Annotated in this window: 10 protein-coding genes and 2 pseudogenes; 6 read left to right on the plus strand and 6 right to left on the minus strand. The window is 42.5% G+C overall.

The annotated features are described in order from the left end of the window. Nucleotides 1–42: 42 nt before the first annotated feature. A complete protein-coding gene (gene dgt, locus ACLWMH_RS01605; RefSeq protein ID WP_411915012.1) occupies nt 43–1,389 on the minus strand; it encodes a dGTP triphosphohydrolase in 1,347 nt (448 codons plus the stop codon). Nucleotides 1,390–1,472: 83 nt separating this feature from the next. Between dgt and ACLWMH_RS01610 the strand changes: the two are divergent. Beyond that, a pseudogene (locus tag ACLWMH_RS01610) lies at nt 1,473–1,928 on the plus strand (PcfJ domain-containing protein); the annotation flags it as partial. 107 nt (nt 1,929–2,035) lie between these two features. After that, nucleotides 2,036–4,264 carry a leucine-rich repeat domain-containing protein gene (locus tag ACLWMH_RS01615; protein WP_411915013.1) on the plus strand — a complete coding sequence of 743 codons (2,229 nt, stop codon included), beginning with the start codon at nt 2,036–2,038 and terminating at the stop codon, nt 4,262–4,264. 233 nt (nt 4,265–4,497) lie between these two features. On the opposite strand, the pseudogene ACLWMH_RS01620 reads toward ACLWMH_RS01615, so the two are convergent. Beyond that, a pseudogene (locus ACLWMH_RS01620) lies at nt 4,498–4,743 on the minus strand (DUF4372 domain-containing protein); the annotation flags it as partial. 351 nt (nt 4,744–5,094) lie between these two features. On the opposite strand from ACLWMH_RS01620, the gene ACLWMH_RS01625 reads away from it, so the two are divergent. Then, a complete protein-coding gene (locus ACLWMH_RS01625; RefSeq protein ID WP_411915014.1) occupies nt 5,095–6,822 on the plus strand; it encodes a leucine-rich repeat domain-containing protein in 1,728 nt (575 codons plus the stop codon). Between the two features lie 315 nt (nt 6,823–7,137). Here the strand turns inward: ACLWMH_RS01625 and ACLWMH_RS01630 are convergent, their stop codons facing one another. The 3 genes from ACLWMH_RS01630 to ACLWMH_RS01640 are packed head-to-tail and all read right to left on the minus strand — an operon-like array spanning nt 7,138 to nt 10,210. After that, entirely contained in the window at nt 7,138–8,346 is a 1,209-nt protein-coding gene (locus tag ACLWMH_RS01630; RefSeq protein WP_411915015.1) for an FprA family A-type flavoprotein, read from the minus strand. A gap of 31 nt (nt 8,347–8,377) precedes the next feature. After that, nucleotides 8,378–9,256, minus strand: a complete 879-nt coding sequence (lgt, locus tag ACLWMH_RS01635) for a prolipoprotein diacylglyceryl transferase (protein ID WP_411915016.1) — start codon at nt 9,254–9,256, stop codon at nt 8,378–8,380. Nucleotides 9,257–9,304: 48 nt separating this feature from the next. Further along, nucleotides 9,305–10,210 carry a diaminopimelate dehydrogenase gene (locus ACLWMH_RS01640; protein WP_411915017.1) on the minus strand — a complete coding sequence of 302 codons (906 nt, stop codon included), beginning with the start codon at nt 10,208–10,210 and terminating at the stop codon, nt 9,305–9,307. A 436-nt stretch (nt 10,211–10,646) separates the two neighbouring features. Between ACLWMH_RS01640 and ACLWMH_RS01645 the strand changes: the two genes are divergently transcribed. Beyond that, complete coding sequence (locus ACLWMH_RS01645) at nt 10,647–11,924, plus strand: Ig-like domain-containing protein (RefSeq protein WP_411915018.1); 1,278 nt, start codon at nt 10,647–10,649, stop codon at nt 11,922–11,924. A gap of 455 nt (nt 11,925–12,379) precedes the next feature. Here the strand turns inward: ACLWMH_RS01645 and ACLWMH_RS01650 are convergent, their stop codons facing one another. Next, on the minus strand, nt 12,380–13,948 hold the full coding sequence (locus tag ACLWMH_RS01650; RefSeq protein WP_411915019.1) for a leucine-rich repeat domain-containing protein: 1,569 nt from the start codon (nt 13,946–13,948) through the stop codon (nt 12,380–12,382). A 530-nt stretch (nt 13,949–14,478) separates the two neighbouring features. Between ACLWMH_RS01650 and ACLWMH_RS01655 the strand changes: the two genes are divergently transcribed. Together ACLWMH_RS01655 and ACLWMH_RS01660 are read left to right on the plus strand one after the other, a co-directional pair. Further along, the gene (locus tag ACLWMH_RS01655) at nt 14,479–15,834 is read left to right on the plus strand and encodes a Na(+)-translocating NADH-quinone reductase subunit A (RefSeq protein WP_411915020.1); all 1,356 of its coding nucleotides are present in this window, start codon (nt 14,479–14,481) and stop codon (nt 15,832–15,834) included. A gap of 34 nt (nt 15,835–15,868) precedes the next feature. Then, a complete protein-coding gene (locus tag ACLWMH_RS01660; protein WP_411915021.1) occupies nt 15,869–17,074 on the plus strand; it encodes an NADH:ubiquinone reductase (Na(+)-transporting) subunit B in 1,206 nt (401 codons plus the stop codon). The last annotated feature ends 26 nt before the right edge of the window (nt 17,075–17,100 follow it).

A 17,100-nucleotide genomic window follows, 5' to 3' on the forward strand; every position in this document is an offset into this window, starting at 1 on the left:
AAAAAAACACCTCCTACCGAAAATAGATTTTGGATGGGGTACTTATACATGGGGTAGGCTCATACCTGTTATTTTTCGGTATAGCTCTAAGGCATATAAATCGGTCATTCCACTGATGTAGTCCAATGTGGTTAGGATCTTTCCATAGGTGCCTTCTACGTGTTGATCATACTGACTGCTTACCCGAGTGAGATAGGTGCGGCTGTAGGCATTGTCGGGATGCTCCAAGGCATACATTGTACGCTCTATTATTTCGGAAAAGATGCGATGTCCGGCCAGCTCTACATCTACTACGTCCCGAGCAGAATATATGCGGCTTCTTGCTATTTTTTCTGCTCCGCGGTAGGCGTTTAGGGTTCGGGAAGGACAATGGTCAATTAAAGAACCTTCAAATACCCCTTTTAGGATCTCTTCCTCATGCTCTACGAAGGAGGCTGCACAGTGGGCTATCAGTACATTGATCACTTTACTGCGCAAATAAGCTACTTGTTCGTTGGCATCGGTTATGTCGCGAGCACGCTGTGATAAACGATCTACCTCCTTACTGTCAAAGAATGCCAAGAGAAGCTCTTTCACTTCTTGTAACGAGAGTATTCGCAGCTTATAGGCATCTTCCAAATCCATTATTTCGTAGCAAATGTCATCGGCCGCTTCCACTAAGTAAACGAGCGGATGACGTACATAGATCTTCTTTTTTGCATCAATACAGGTTAGACCCAATTGAGTCGCCAGCTCAATATAGGTTTCCTCTTCGGCAGCGAAAAACCCAAATTTCCCCTGCTTTAATTGAACGGTGGAGGGGTAGGGATACTTGACAATAGCGGCTAATGTGCTGTAAGAGAGTCCAAAGCCTCCGGGCTTTCTTCCCACAAAGCGGTGAGTGAGGAGGCGAAAGGTATTTGCATTGCCATCAAATACAGTGAAGTCTTCCCATCGGCTTTTTTCCTTGCGTACCTGCTGCTCCCATTTTTGTCCCTCTCCCTCTCGGAAATAGGCAGAGATGGCTCTTTCGCCACTATGTCCAAAAGGTGGATTACCCAAGTCGTGTGCCAAGCATGCGGCCGATACAATAGCCGCTAAGTCACCCGAGGAAAAGGGGAGCGACTTATATTTCTTGCACAGAGCATCACCTACCAGATTCCCTAAGCTACGCCCTACACAGCTTACTTCTAAAGTGTGCGTGAGGCGGTTATGTACAAATACATTGCCGGGCAAAGGAAATATTTGTGCCTTATTTTGAAGTCTGCGAAAAGGTGCACTAAATACCAAGCGGTCGTAGTCTCGCTCAAACTCACTACGGCGTCCAAAGCCGCGTGGCGTATCCTGTGGTGTTCTCTCCTGCTCTGTTTTACCCAAGCGTTTGTCACATATTAATTGTTGCCATTCCATCTCCTACCTCATGCATCTATTGTTTGCTAATTCCTTTTTATGGAATCATATATTCTCATCAAGTACAAAGATACACTTTCTGCTATCTTTGTCCTACCGACCTCAGAGCCGAACACGACCGCAGACATACGGAACTGTTCACACAAAGAGAAAAGGAGGGACTTGCCAAGAAACAGCAAAAGGCGATGGAAAATGAAAAGCGTTTCCAAGAACTTAAATCCAAGTTCTTCGGCATCCGTTTTACGGACGGCACAATCCAAGTGCACGTGTTAGAGAGCGTGTAGGAGTATATAGAGGAAGGAGCTGAATAGCACCACTGCCTATTTTCAAATGAGTACTACCTCAAAGAGAACTCGCTTATTTTGTCCGCTACCATTGAGGGCAAGCGGATAGAGACCATAGAGGTCTCTATGGACACTCTCCAAGTGATCCAGAGCCGTGGCGTATGCAACCAAAACAGCTCATACCACGACCAAATTGTTAGCCTTGTAAATGCCAACCGAAGGCTAATCAGCCAACGAATGAAGGCAACAACCTAGTATGAATAAAAAAAGTCGGAAATAAGTTTGTTTAAAAAAATATATATTACTTTGCAGTAATATGTGTTTAGTAACGATTTAAGACAACATCTTTAATAACAACAAGTATGAAAAAACTTGCCATTTACATTGTCGGATTTGTGATAACGATGCTATTCTATAGTTGCAAAAACGATATTCCAGAACCCTCGAACCCGGCACAGCCCTCGAATCCGGCACAGCCCCAAGGGAACGCCAAGATAGAATTACCTAAAGGGGCAGACATTTCGTTAGATGCTATTCAAATCTTTGAAAATGGAGGGCAGCAAATCAAAGTTGATCCTGACGGGAATTTTAATACGACAGCCAATGTCCTACTCGTCTTAGGTAAAGAGGATCGTATATTGTATGTGAGTTATCTATCCTCTGATACTATACCTTCAAACAAGAAGGTTACTCTTAATTCTTTAGAGACAGCAAGTTCTTTGCTCCTGCAAATATTCCCGAATGTTTTTATACCCACTTCTACAGCCTCTTTTGAGTCCTTAAAAAACTTGATAGCTCAGCTACAAGAGACCAAACAGTTGGCTACAGCAATCGATAGGAGCATCGTTCACAATGGATATCTGAACTTAGATGATGTGGAGAGGGAATATTCTATTGCAAAAGAAAAGATAATCCAGTTAACAGGCTTAAAAGAAAACTTTTTAAGTACAAGAGCCGTTCAAAAAAACGCACCTACTACAAGATCGTCAACCACACCCATTTCTCCTCAAATTATTAATAACAGATATAAGGGGGTTAGATTGGACATAAAAAGTAGTAACTTTATAACAGAATCGAAAACATGGCATTGTAATATGACCGGGTATAACGAAAGGTTTGGTTATGTTGCCATGGTTCATGCCTATAAAGGAAATGACGGTGTAATTTATCCCTATTCAAATGATTTTTGGGAGCAGATGAAATTTATAATTCCACCGATGAACGTAAGCAAATTTATGGGAACTACTTCTTCTTGGGATGGTATTACAGCTTATTTTTCAGAGACATGGAGATTATTTACAGAAGAAGGCTTTGGATTTGACGATATGACTTGGGATATGTCTAAATTGAGTGGAATTTATATGGATTTCCAGAAGCCCAATGATGTCGTTTTAGTATTATCACCTCAAGAAAACGATAATCTTCTTGTCTTTAATGCTACAATGGCTTTTTTAGCTCCTACCCTATCTCTGTTAGGCGGAGAGGTAAAAGACGAGAAATCTTTTATTAAAGATTTTACATACCGATTTGTTTACAAATTAGCTACAGATCCTATTTTTATAAATAAAATAAGAGCTATTGCAAGCAATAAATCATTGTCTTCCATAGATAAATCATATAAAATATACCAAAAGCTACAAGGAAAGCTTGTTGATTTTATTAAAGGTGATGCAATTAAATGGTATCCCAAATTAGCCAAAAAAAAATTAGCCAATAAAGCCTTCAAAAAAGCACTTACGGATGTCGACTTTTACGGGAAAGTTGTAAATATGACAGGAGACTTGGTTATGGCCTTTTTAGGGCTTGCAGAACATGGATTCTACTTTGACATGAAACTCGATTTTGGGCAGGAAGATGTGCCTGATGGGGTTATTATTGAGAACGGAGTGCTCGTAAGATGGCCTAACGAGGCTATTCCAGAGAATGGACATGTGACTATCCCTAATTCGGTAACATGTATTGGAGACGAGGCTTTTACTTTTTGTCATAGCCTGACGAGCATTACCATCCCCAATTCGGTAACATCTATTAGAGAAAAGGCTTTTTCTGGCTGCATTTGCCTGAGGAGCATTATCATACCCAATTCGGTAACAAGTATTGGAGAAAGGGCTTTTGAGGGATGCATTAGGCTGAAGAGCATTATCATACCCAATTCGGTAACAAGTATTGAAAATGAAACTTTTTGGAATTGCACTAGCCTGAAGAGCGTTACCATCCCCAATTCGGTAACAAGTATTGGAAATTCGGCTTTTGAGAAATGCAATAGTCTGACGAGCATTATCATACCCAATTCGGTAACAAGTATTGGAAATTCGGCTTTTGAGAAATGCAATAGTCTGACGAGCATTATCATACCCAATTCGGTAACAAGTATTGGAGAAGGGGCTTTTGTGGATTGCAATAGTCTAACGAGCATTGTATGTAAGGCCTTGGTTCCTCCTATTTTTAGTGGAGACCATAGAGGAAACGAACAACATCGCATTGATTTGGGTTACTATAAAAAGTTAATTGTTCCAATTGGCACTAAGCATCTATATGAACAAGCAGAGGGATGGAAAAAATGTTCTCCTATCGTAGAGGAAGATTTATAAGATTAAAATACTTATAAATACGATCAAAAGATATTATGGCAGAGAGCATTTTCTGCCATAATATCCTCTTCAAAAATATACACAATGTAATCACAACACCCCGCAATGAGTTGAAAGAATAAGCCCAAAGGTAAACCAAAACCATTTGATCAACCTTTATCCCCGTACAATTACTATCCTCCTACTCCGGGATCACAACCGGTACATCAAGTAAATCCACTTTCGCTTAAAGGTGATGCCTTGGAGGGGGCTCGTGAGAGTCCTAAGTGATTGAGATTACCCGTAGCTGATTGTAGCCCTTCTGAGATTTGACGTAGGGACACGCTACCCGAGAACTGGCTGAAGATCATAGTCACCAAATGGCTCCACGAGTTAAAGCCCTTTGCATACTTGTCTGTGTCATGCTTCTTGACTAATCGTTGGATGAATTCTCGAGGTATGAGTCGGATTGCTTGTGCGAATAGTGTTATATTTGCCATTGAAAAGGGTGGTTTGTGACAGCTTTCACTAGCTGTGCTTTCTTTTCAATTACAAACCTACCCTTATCTCTTTATCCTGCAAAACGTTTAGGACACTATTGCCTTTCTGCTTATTTCACAAGAGAAATGCTTTCAGGAGTGTTGCACTTACTTTATAAGTTGTATTTCAATTAATCCGTAAAGAAAAGCTAAATGTAAGCTCCTAAAAGATAAACTGTCAATTTTAATTGCACTCTATGAGAAATCTTATGTACCTTTGGACGCTAAAGTGTAAGGGAGTCTATTTATTCTCACTAATAGGTGTCAATTAATAGATTCAAAGATAAGTATAACAAACAATATTGTAGTATAATGAAACGTAGTATTACACAGCGTCTGCTTTTGATAGCCGTATGGGGTCTATCAGTATGTGCATTAGGCACCCGCATCACGGTAAAAGCAGCATCTCAAAGTGCAGGGACAGATTATGCAACCCTTGTCACCGCTAAGCCGGTGGGACAAAAAATAACCATTGCAATAACTGCCGATGGAGCTGTTACCGCAACCGGTTTAGTGGGTAAAGTTGAGGCGGACGGATTATATCGAACTTATGAGCTTTCTGCTCAGACGGTTACTTTATCCGGTGTTATCACTTATCTCGATTGTCATGCAAATGAGTTGACCTCTGTGGATGTATCACATTGTCCCGCTCTGACACAGCTCTATTGCTCTGAGAACTTGCTCACCGCATTGGATCTAACAAAGAACGTAAATTTGGAAAAGTTGCAGATCTTCAAAAATAAAATGCAGTCGGTGGACCTTTCCAAGAATAGTAAGCTGACGGATTTTTCTGCTTCCGAGAATAAGTTGACTTCGATAGATCTATCGGGTAATCCGGCGCTTGTCGATATAAAGGTTTGGAGGAACCAACTGGTCTCTTTGGATGTCTCTTCCTGTCCAAATCTCAAAACGCTTGCTTGCCACGGAAATAATCTCAAAACGCTCACATTGACCAATACGCATCAGATGACCTATTTGAATTGTGATGAAAATAAATTGACCTCCTTGGATCTTTCCGATAGCGAGCGTTTAGAGCAACTCAAGTGTGCAAGCAATCAGTTGACTTCGCTCAATGTTACTAAATGTGCAGCGTTGACCCATGTATGGGCGAATAATAATCAACTAACTGCCTTGGATGTGTCGTCGTGCGAAAAATTGGTACGCATTGAGTGTGCACAGAATAAGCTCACTTCTTTAGATCTGACGCATGCCGCTAAGTTGGCGTATCTTGTTTGCTATTCCAATGAATTAGCTGCCTTAGATGTATCCAAATGTACACAGCTAAAGAAGATTTCTTGCGAAGATAACCGAATAAGCTGTGGAAATATGGAGTTGCTTGCCGGTGGACTACCCCAAAAGAGTGGTCTCAAAGGTACGCTTTATGTGGTTACCAACAAGGAAAAGGAAGCTTGCTCCGGGGAGGGAAATATCATAACAAAGATTGTGGTTGCCTTGATTAAAGATAGGAATTGGAAGGTCTGTTCTGTGACAGAGCCCGGGTCGTCTGAGTCTGCTGCCTATGCCGGTCGCGATGGCAATTGTACAGATAATGTATTGACCTATGTAGTGACCCTGCAAGAGACCGTTAATGGAAGCGTAAAACTTGTGGGTGCTGACCATCTTGATGCTGTGCCATGTGGTACAGAAATAAAGGTAGAGGTTACCCCGGATGCAGGTTATGAGTTAGCAAGAATGGCAGCAAATGACGAAGATATTACCCAAAGCAAGCGTTTTGTGGTAAAGAGTAAGGTGCTGTTAAAGGTTTTTTTTGCTAAAAAGACTCAAGCCGAGGAAATAGCTGCTGAAGCTACTCATTTGTACCCCAACCCGGCAAAGGAACAGACACAACTTACCGGAGCAGCACCGCATACGGAGGTGCTCCTCTTCAGTATAGAAGGCACTTTGTTGCAGCGTGTATTGACGGATTCGGATGGTTGCGTTCAACTAAAAGTAATCGAACTTGCTGAGGGAAACTATCCCCTGCTATTTACCGATGCAACGGGACAGAAATGTATTTCTTTGCTAACCATTAGGCATTGATGTACGCCTGAGTTACTCAGAGGAGTTCTCGCTTAAGAAGGGGGGTAGCTGTCCACGGCAGCTCCCCCTTTCTCAGTTTATGCCCTTTCCGGTTTCATATTAAATGACGTATTGTGTAAGGGCATTCAAAAGGTATAGATCTTTCGTTTGAAAGGTTCTGATGTTTTATTCGAAAGTTATAGATGTTTTCAGCAAAAGATTCAGATAAAAAATGTGTCCCCTATCTAATTGCCTTACAAATAGATAAACAAAAGCCCCCAAACGCTTCTGTCATTGCGTTTGAGGGCTCGCTACAGTTGAAGAGCTAATTCGGAGTTAACGATACAGCTCGTTTAATCGATCGCCAATCTGCATGCCGAGGGCATAGGCACGCTCTAAGTCAGCATCGTCGGGAGAGCCTTTCTGCTCAAGAGGTTCGCCCACCAATTCCCATTTCATTTCCTCTGCAAAGGGAGTCATTTTCTTAACTGCTTGCCCTGCCCATGAGCAACTTCCAAATACGCTAAATAACCTATCAGGGATCTCTCTCACCCGTAATAGCTCAAGTACATTGGCCATCGGCTGGAATACCCCATTACTATAAGTGGGACTACCTACTACCACTGCCCTATACTTAAATACATCACGAATAATAAGAGAAGGATTGCCACGAGACACATCGTAAGTAACCACATGCTTGATGCCCTTGCTTCCAATACCTCTGGCGATAGTATCAGCCAAAGCAGCCGTATTTCCATACATAGAGCCATAGAGTACCACAGCACCCTTCTCAGCCTCATAGCGACTCAGTTTATCGTATATAGCTATTGCACGTGCAGCTTCGTCCGTCCATACAGGTCCATGTAAAGGACAGATTGCCTTTATTTCAAGATTCATGCTCTTTACCTTCTCAAGGGTCTTCTGCACAAACTTGCCATATTTACCGACAATGCAGGAGTAATAACGCTCCATTTCCTCGAAGTAGTGCTTTGTATCCAACTTGGTATCCAGCACATTTCCATCTAATGTACCAAAAGTGCCAAAGGCATCTGCCGAGAAAAGCACCTTATCAGTCTTGTCGTAAGTAAACATTACCTCAGGCCAATGCACCATAGGAGCCATAACGAAGGTCAGTTCATGCCTACCCAATGAGAGTGTGTCCCCCTCACTTACCTCAATGAGGTTATCATCTATGGTGGAGTAATAAGAGCTCATCATAGCAAAGGTCTTCTTATTCCCCACAATTCGGATATTGGGATACCTACGCTTAAGCATTCCTATAGAACCACTATGATCAGGCTCCATGTGATCCACAATGAGATAATCCACCGGACGGCCCTGCAGAATACCATCTATTTGTCTCAGAAAACGCTCTGAATAGCACAAGTCGACAGAATCCATTAAAGCGACCTTTTCATCTACGATCAGGTACGAATTATAGCTTACCCCATAAGGAAGCGTCCAAAGACTTTCAAAAAGATCCTTGATACGATCATTTACTCCTACATAGTAAATTGAATCGGTTATCTGTATCTGCTGTAACATATTATTAATGCTTATAAATTCTCTTGTTTCTTTAAAGACTGCGCTTTTGTGTCAATGAAGGCACTTCTTTGGCAGGCTTGCGGAGAGACCAGATTATGAGTACAATTCCAACGATCATAAATGGGATACTAAGCACTTGTCCCTGGTTCAATCCTATTTTGGCTACCATGTTGAGTTCCCACGGCTCCTGTACTAACTTTAGCATCTCGACAAAGAAGCGTGACAAAAAAGTTCCAGTCAAAAAGACACCCAAAATGAGTCCCGGTCTTCTCCGTGCCGCATCACGTTTCCAATAGAGCCACATACAAATACCGAAAACAAGCAAATAGCAAAGAGCCTCATAGATTGCTGTAGGATGACAAGCCACTTCATATCCTTCCTGCCGGCAAAGCTGTACCCACTCATGACTTCTATAAAACTTAAACCCCCAAGGCAAAGTAGTTGGTCCTCCAAATATCTCACTATTCATTAGGTTCCCCATGCGAATCATAGCTGCAGCAAGCCCAGTCGGCACGGCCACCCTGTCTAAAGTCCACACAATGGGCTTTTTAGAGACCTTTCGAGAGAACCACCAGACACCCAAGATTATCCCTATTGTTCCTCCATGAGAAGCAAATCCACCTTCCCACACTTTTAGTATCTCCACTGGATCCGATAGATAATAAGCAGGATCGTAGAATAAGCAGTGCCCTAAGCGAGCACCTACAATAGCAGAAATCACGACTGTCCAATAAAGTGTATCGAACCATTTTTCATTCAATCCCTCATGCTTCCACATGCGCCATGCTATCCATGGAGCAAAAACAAGTAAGCCGGTACCGAAAAGTAATCCGTACCAACGCACTCCGCGACCAAAAAGGTTGAAGATCTCAGGATTGACATTCCAATCTATATAATTTAGTATCATCATGGGTTTGTACTGTTTTCCTACAATTGAGTATACAGAGGTAGAACACTATCAACACAAACGTGCTATCCATTGCTCCCTTTCTCCCGGCAGAAGATCAATAGGAGCCACTTCAGGCAGTGTATAGGCTCCGTGAGGCATGCGCAAAGCGGCTCGGGCAGCAGCTACCATTACCTGACCCGTAAGGGCGGGATTATTGATATGCATCTCAAAAGAGGCGAGTTGATTATGCGTAGTACCCGATACCCCCTTGCGACTCATCTGCACTGCATGACCTTGATCCATAAGCCGCTCTACATTCTCCACAAAGGTTACATGCGTTTCGTCATGAACGAAGTAAGGATCTTTCAGGATAGCATTACGCACCTCCTCTTCTTTTGCATTATCCTCCAAGACGACATAGACCATTCTCCTATGAAGCCCCGTTCCTATCGGTATAGTTACCGAAAGAGCATCTTTAACTCCATCCAGCATTTTTACCGCAACGCTGTGCCCCATACTCATACCGGGGCCAAAATCTGTATAGGTCAACCCTTTCGGCATCATGGCTTCCATCAATGTACGAACCATAGAATCACTACCGGGATCCCATCCGGCTGATAGAATAGCAGTAGCACCATGCTGCTTTGCTACTGCATCCAATTGTTGCCTTAAGGCGGGTATATCGGTATGTATATCAAAAGAATCCACCGTTGAGATACCCTTTTCAAGCCATTGAGGAGCTGTTGCAGGCACCAAGCGAGAGGGAACTGTTAGAAGTGCTACTTCGGGAGTGCTGCTAAGTTCTTTTATATCCGATACTATGGGAGTGCCATAGATACTCTTTTTTCCACTTTCTTCCACATGACGACGAACGATACCAAGAAGTTCAAAGTCATCTGCTACACGTAGCGCGTCTTCCGCACTATGCCCTATGTGGCCATAACCGACCACTACTGCCGTTATTCGTCTCTGCATATATTCATTCTATACCGCCACAAAGATAATGTATTTCAATGCACCACACATGCAATTAGTTCCTTTCTTTTTACTTGTTGCACACTTCGCAAATAGCCGACGATTACTCCCTGCTATGGCTTTAACTCTCCCCAAAGAGAATAAAATAGTGCTCCACTCCGGCTAATTTGTTCATTTACCTATCAACTCATATCATAAAAAAGAGGACTTCATATCCATACAAACCTTACATTTTGCTCTTTTTTGAGTTGCTTTTCTTGTTTCGTGACAACAAAATTGATAAGTGAAACTACGCATATATAAATTTTACAATGCTTTATACGCATATATTCAAAATGATTTTATATCTTTGCCCTTGATGCTGCCTGAAATGTTTTTAGGAAGCAGTTAGCACACGAGAAATAAACAAGAACAAGAAATAGAGTTTCAAAAAAGTATGAAGAAATTGTTATTTGCCTGTGCCTCTTTGGCACTCGTTAGTTTTTTCGCAGTCTCTTGTGGATCTGATGAACCGGATTCGCCTAAAGACAAAGTATCCATTGCATTGGCTCCTAATGAGGTTTCGATAGCTGTAGGGCAAGAGAGTGCTCCTATCTCTGTAGCAGTCACTCCCGAAGCGCGCAAGGGTGATATTGTATGGGAAGTAGCGGACAAAACGATTGCAACCTTTGACGCTGCCTCACTAAAAGTCACCGGAGTAAAAGAGGGTGCGACCATGCTCACTGCAAAGATCATGGACAAAAAGGGTAACGAAGAGGCAAAAGCTCAAGTCAATATCAAAGTAACCGCCAAAGGCAAAGAGCCCGAAAAGATCACTTTGAGCATCACTCCTGCCTCTTTGACTCTTGCTCCGGAGGAGACGACCACAATCACGGTTAACGTACAGCCCGAGAATGCTGAATACACGGAGATTAAGGTCTTAACCTCTAATCCGGAAGTGGCTACCATCACTGCCAAAGCAGGTCAGAAGAATGTATTCGATGTAAAGGGTATAGCTACCGGAGAGGCAACGCTTACAGCCTCTATTGGGGATGCATCTGCAACTTGCGCTGTTAAGGTACATGTAGCGCTCAAAGGAAAGGTCATCAATGGCTTCTACTTTACGGATCAACTCCAACCGTTTGATCTCACCGATATAACGGCTGCAGAAGACAGCATGGGTAGAAAGATATGCAACACAGAGAAAAACGTATACACTTTCTGGCCTGAGCCAATGCCCAGTACCAAAGATCCTATTTTTGCTCTCATGTACTATACAGACAATAGTGCCACCTATGGAACAAGCAACTTTATAGGACATGTAACAGAAGGGGTAATGGCATACTTTGACAAAGATTGGGGTAATGGAATTGACCTGTCAAAACCATTAGTTATTAATCCCAATGACATGGCACAATTCTCAGAGAATGAGGCTGCCTACATGATTTTCGTAATGGACCTCTTCGGATTAGATCATAAAAAGCAAAAGTTCTACAGGACCACAATGGGTGACGGCACTCGCTGTATAGCTATTACAGTAGAACCTTTAATGCCCAAGCACTTCCTTTTATTCAACCAGTTTGATCTGAATGGAGAGAATGCTCTTGATATCGTACTGATGAGTCAAAAGAGCTTCTTTTCGGAGAGCGCAAGTTACAATGGGGCGGGTGCTATTAAGATGAAGGCTGCCTATGAGCAATGCATTCTCTCATCTTTTGATATGAGACTACGATAAGCCGAAATAAAGCTTTTAATTCCTAATAACAATGGGGTGGAACAAGTTTGTTCTACCCCATTCTTTTTTGCAATAGACGAGTACACTCTTACTGAAAAGGCTTTGCATAGTGCGAACTATGAGCACGAGGAAGAATAAAGAGCACCAACAAATACTACAGTTATGCTTTCCTCTTAGTTCAGGATGCACTAGGAGTATTGAGTGTCCCCTATAAAGCATCAGTAGCTATTGAGATACCTTATGTCTGTGGACATAAGCGTTGCTCACAACAGCTACACCTGTAGAAACCACGAAGGTACTTAGGCTCTATCGGTAAGGTGGATAGAGATCGTGCAGAAGAGATAAAGAAGCCTTGTCTTATCCAAAGCTGAAGACAATAGTATGGCTCAATAATAAAGAGAGCCCCCATCCCAAAAGGACAGAGGCTCTTGTTTTGCTAATCTCAGCTGTAGCTATTATCGCTTCACGGAAAGACGTCTTGTATTCAACTTATATACACCATCTTGTAGTACAACCAGATAGGTACCCTCAGGAACATCTGATACATCCAATACAGCAGCTCCCGAAGCATCAGTCATTATGCTGAGCAGACGGACTCCGTCCATACTGTATAGCTTCACTTCAGAAAGAGCAGGCGCTCCCTGTATATTCACCTCTGTAGCAGCAGGATTGGGATATACCTTCAGTTTAGCTTCCGTAATCTCCCGGAGCGGAGAGACAAAGAGAGCTGTGACTGTTACATTCCTCGACACAAAGAACTTCTTGGTATTGGTGATATCTTTCTCATTGGCCATCAGACGCTGCAAGCTGTATCCTTCTTCAGGTGCCACATCTACGGTAAGTTCTGTACCAAAAGGAACCGCATTCAGATCTTCTGCTCCCTTAATGGATATACTCCCATTGGTGGTTTTTGCAACGGTAACCTTGAACGTTTCGTGGTCATAATCAGCACAAGTGCCGGGGCGTCCCGGATAATCCTTCAGCTTCGTAGTATCGTCCTTTGGAATGTAATAAACCTTCCAAGCCTTAGCCAAAGCGGCAGCCACTTCGTTCTCTGTCATGATATTTCCGACTATAGGATCAGCTTTCATTTCCTTCTCGGTAATCACCACAAGAGTTCCGTTAACCCTTTCTTCTTTTCTATTCGGTATTTGATTTACAATAGACTCCATCGCAGAGCAGGTAAGCAAGTTTTGCTCACAGGAAATCCAATTGAGGATAGGGCACTTCGATACATCTATGGAAGCGAGCCAGTTGCTATTACACTCCAATGCTTTTAGATTGGGGCAATGAGACAGATCCAACGAAGTAAGCTGGTTCCCATAACAATAAAGCATCTCAAGCTTCTCGCTGTTTTGTAGATTGAGGGAGGTTATCTTATTGTATTGGCAATCCAACCGCTCTAAGGCAGCACACTGAGATATATCCACCGTAGTCAACTCATTCTTGTGCACAAGGAGAGATTGCAAGTCGTTACACCCAGCTACGTTTACGCTCGTCAACTGATTTTTGAATGCCCACATATCGCGCAACTTCGGACAGGTCGTTACATCCAAAGTAGTCAACTCATTCTCTTGACTCCATAATTTGGTAAGCTCTACGCATTTTGTCAGATTGAGCGAGGTTAATTTATTTTTGAAGCACCACAAGTGTGTTAACCCCTTGCAATTGGTGAGATCCAACGTAGTGAGTTGGTTATTGTGACACCATAGTTCTTTCAGATTATCACATGCCTCAAACTCAAAGGAGGTTATTTGATTATCCTGACAGTGCAACTCGGTAATATCACCTTCGAGTGTAACAGTCTGACCGGTAAGCGTATAAATATAGTTTCCTCCTGTCTTAATCTGTCCACCCTTAATACCATCTGCCTTTACCTCTCCATTAGATATCACGTAGAGCTTTACCGTGGTACCTGCCTTTCTTGCTGTTTGGAAGGTAATCTTTGCAGCAGCGAATACCGGAAGGGAAAGGGTTGCTAATAACGCAAACAGCAATGCCTTCCTCGTAGCTTTTGACTTCATTGTGTAACTTTTCTTTTCTTGTGGAATAATGGATTTCTGTGAGAGCTTTTCTCTTTACAAAGCACATTTCAGACATTTCAAGAAATCACAACATCCCCATATATTCCTAGTACTATTGCTCCCTATGTCCTTTTAACAAGCACAAATATAGTCAGATTTCCTCTATCAACAAAGTTTTACTCTATGTTTTATCAGTTAATGGGGTTCTTTATTTGGCATAGAAACGCTTAATTACTACAAAGAGTGAACATTTCGACAGATTATAACTTTTATTTCTCGCTAATCATCTAATGAAATAGGTTGTTTCTATAGGTCTGTAGCTACTGAATGAAAGAAAAAACATCAGGACCTTTCAAGTAAAACATCTATAACTTTCGAATAAAACATCAGAACCTTTCAAACGAAAGATCTATACCTTTTGAAATGAAATATCAGTGTACTAATACTTCATATGAGGATTGTGCTATATTGATGATAAAAGAGTTACCTTTGCAAACGGAAATTGCTTCGGATAAATAGCGAATGTATTTATGACCAAAACGATAAAAATCAAGAAGGGGCTCTCCCTCAATTTGAAAGGAGAGGCCTCTCGTGATGTTTTACCTGCAGCAGGCAATAGTAAAGTATATGCTTTAGTGCCGGACTTTTATGCAGGCATTCTGCCCAAACCCTCTGTCAAAGTGGGTGATGTGGTAAAGAAAGGAGAGGAGGTCTTTTATGACAAACAATATCCCGAGATAAAGTTTGTAGCTCCCATGGGAGGGACCATAAAAGCAATTAATAGAGGTGCCAAACGGCATATCCTTAACATTGAAATAGCTTGTGATAGCGATTCACAGGAAGAGCGTCAATTTGAGCAAATAGATGTAGACAAGTCTTCACCGGAAGAGATTAAAAAATATCTCTTGGAAAGTGGCTTGTGGGGATTTATTATGCAGCGTCCCTACGATATAGTGGCACGACCCAATATAACCCCTCGAGACATCTTTGTGACAGCTAACTTTACGGCTCCGCTTGCACCAGACGTGCCTTATCTATTAGAAGGTCGTATGGATCATCTTCGTTTGGCACTTAAAGCACTTCGCAAGCTCACTCCGGGTATGGTACACGTAAGCGTATCCAGACCATTGAATCTTAATGTTGAGGGAGTGGAAGAGTACTTAGTAGAGGGACCTCACCCGGCAGGAACGAACGGCGTACTGATCAATAAAACCGAACCGGTCAATAAGGGGGAAGTCGTGTGGACACTAAAGGTTACAGACCTATTGGTGATCGGACGCTTCTTGGCAACAGCAAAGGTGGATTTCTCTCGTCAAGTTGCCATTGTCGGGAGTGAAGTGAAGAAAACCGGTTATATGAAAGTGTTACCCGGATGCCCTGTTGCTGATCTTTTGGATGGTATTTTGCTTGATACGGAGCGGAAGTTACGTATTATTGGCGGAGATGTATTGGTAGGTACAAAGCTTGATGAGTCATCAGCTTACACCCCTCTTAATCTGGATCAGATTACAGTAATTCCTGAAGGAGATGATGTGTCAGAGCTGTTTGGTTGGATCGCTCCCCGCTTCAATCAGTTTAGTATGAATCATAGCTACTTTAGTTGGTTGACTCCGCGTAAGGAGTACCGGTTAGATGCTCGAATCAAGGGAGGTGAGCGTGCTATGATAATGAGTAATGAATATACCAAAGTGTTCCCTTTCGATATTTATCCCGAACAGTTAATTAAGGCAATCCTTGCATTTGATATAGACAAAATGGAGGCTTTAGGTATCTACGAAGTAGCACCTGAGGACTTTGCACTCTGTGAGTTCGTGGATTCTTCCAAGAAACCTCTGCAGCAAATTGTCCGTCAAGCATTGGACTTACTGTATAAAGAGATGAATTAGTGGGTTTGGTCTTCGTAAGCAACTTACACACATTATGAAAAATTTCTTTGATAAACATAGAGCTACTTTCCGCAAAGGGGGCAAGTTGGCTTTCTTGCACTCTGTGTTTGAGGGACTCGAGACGTTCTTCTTCGTGCCCAATGAGACATCACACCATGGGGTGCATGTACATGATGCCATTGACTCAAAGCGTATTATGACAATGGTGATCATTGCCTTAATGCCGGCACTGCTCTTTGGTATGTACAATTTGGGCTATCAACACTATTTAGCTACCGGTCAGTTGGCTGAGGTCAGTTGGTTTATTTGTTTCATTTATGGACTGCTTGCTATTCTTCCCAAGCTCATTGTATCTTACTTGGTGGGATTGGGTATAGAGTTCGCAGTGGCACAGATGAAAGGCGAAGAAATCAATGAGGGTTACCTTGTAACCGGTATTTTGATACCGATGGTTTTGCCTATTGAAACGCCGCTTTGGATGATGGCTATTGCTACGGCTTTCTCGGTGATTTTTGCCAAAGAGGTATTTGGAGGAACCGGTTACAACGTGTTCAATGTCGCTTTAGTGGCACGTGCCATTCTCTTCTTTGCCTATCCTTCGCATATGACAGGAGACGATGTGTTTGTACGCCTGGGACATAGCTGGGGAATGAGTGGCGCTGTAACGCCCGTAGATGCTTTCTCGGGAGCAACTCCATTAGGACAGATAGCAACAGCGGGAAGTGAGTATCCTTCTGTGATCCAAAATGTTGTGGGCGACCCCATTTCCTATTGGGATGCCTTTTGGGGCTTTATCCCCGGATCTATGGGAGAGGTTTCTACGTTCTGTATCTTGTTGGGAGCTATTTTCCTTATTTGGACAGGAATCGCAAGTTGGAAGATCATTTTCTCCGGTGTTGTCGGGGCTGTACTAATGTCTCTTGTATTTAATGCCATCGGTACGACGGCCTCTATGCAAATGCCTCCTTTGGCTCACTTGCTTTTTGGCGGTTTTGCATTTGGATTGGTATTTATGGCTACAGATCCGGTTACCTCGGCAAGAACAGAAAAAGGAAAGTGGATATATGGGTTATTAGTTGGGGTAATGTGTGTGTTCATTCGCGTATTGAATCCCGGTTATCCTGAAGGTATGATGCTCGCAATCCTACTTATGAATGTGTTCGCTCCTTTAATTGACTACTTTGTAGTGGATGCCAATATACGCATGCGTAAGCAACGTGCGCTGCAAGCTAATAAATGATGTATTACGTGTGTAGAATCAACAAG

The sequence above is a fragment of the Porphyromonas miyakawae genome, from assembly GCF_045865415.1.
Lineage (GTDB): Bacteria > Bacteroidota > Bacteroidia > Bacteroidales > Porphyromonadaceae > Porphyromonas > Porphyromonas miyakawae.

Coding starts and splice junctions, on each gene's coding strand:
- dgt (WP_411915012.1), bottom strand. CDS start 1,389: ATGGAATGGCAACAATTAATATGTGACAAACGCTTGGGTAAAACAGAG.
- ACLWMH_RS01615 (WP_411915013.1), top strand. CDS start 2,036: ATGAAAAAACTTGCCATTTACATTGTCGGATTTGTGATAACGATGCTA.
- ACLWMH_RS01625 (WP_411915014.1), top strand. CDS start 5,095: ATGAAACGTAGTATTACACAGCGTCTGCTTTTGATAGCCGTATGGGGT.
- ACLWMH_RS01630 (WP_411915015.1), bottom strand. CDS start 8,346: ATGTTACAGCAGATACAGATAACCGATTCAATTTACTATGTAGGAGTA.
- lgt (WP_411915016.1), bottom strand. CDS start 9,256: ATGATGATACTAAATTATATAGATTGGAATGTCAATCCTGAGATCTTC.
- ACLWMH_RS01640 (WP_411915017.1), bottom strand. CDS start 10,210: ATGCAGAGACGAATAACGGCAGTAGTGGTCGGTTATGGCCACATAGGG.
- ACLWMH_RS01645 (WP_411915018.1), top strand. CDS start 10,647: ATGAAGAAATTGTTATTTGCCTGTGCCTCTTTGGCACTCGTTAGTTTT.
- ACLWMH_RS01650 (WP_411915019.1), bottom strand. CDS start 13,948: ATGAAGTCAAAAGCTACGAGGAAGGCATTGCTGTTTGCGTTATTAGCA.
- ACLWMH_RS01655 (WP_411915020.1), top strand. CDS start 14,479: ATGACCAAAACGATAAAAATCAAGAAGGGGCTCTCCCTCAATTTGAAA.
- ACLWMH_RS01660 (WP_411915021.1), top strand. CDS start 15,869: ATGAAAAATTTCTTTGATAAACATAGAGCTACTTTCCGCAAAGGGGGC.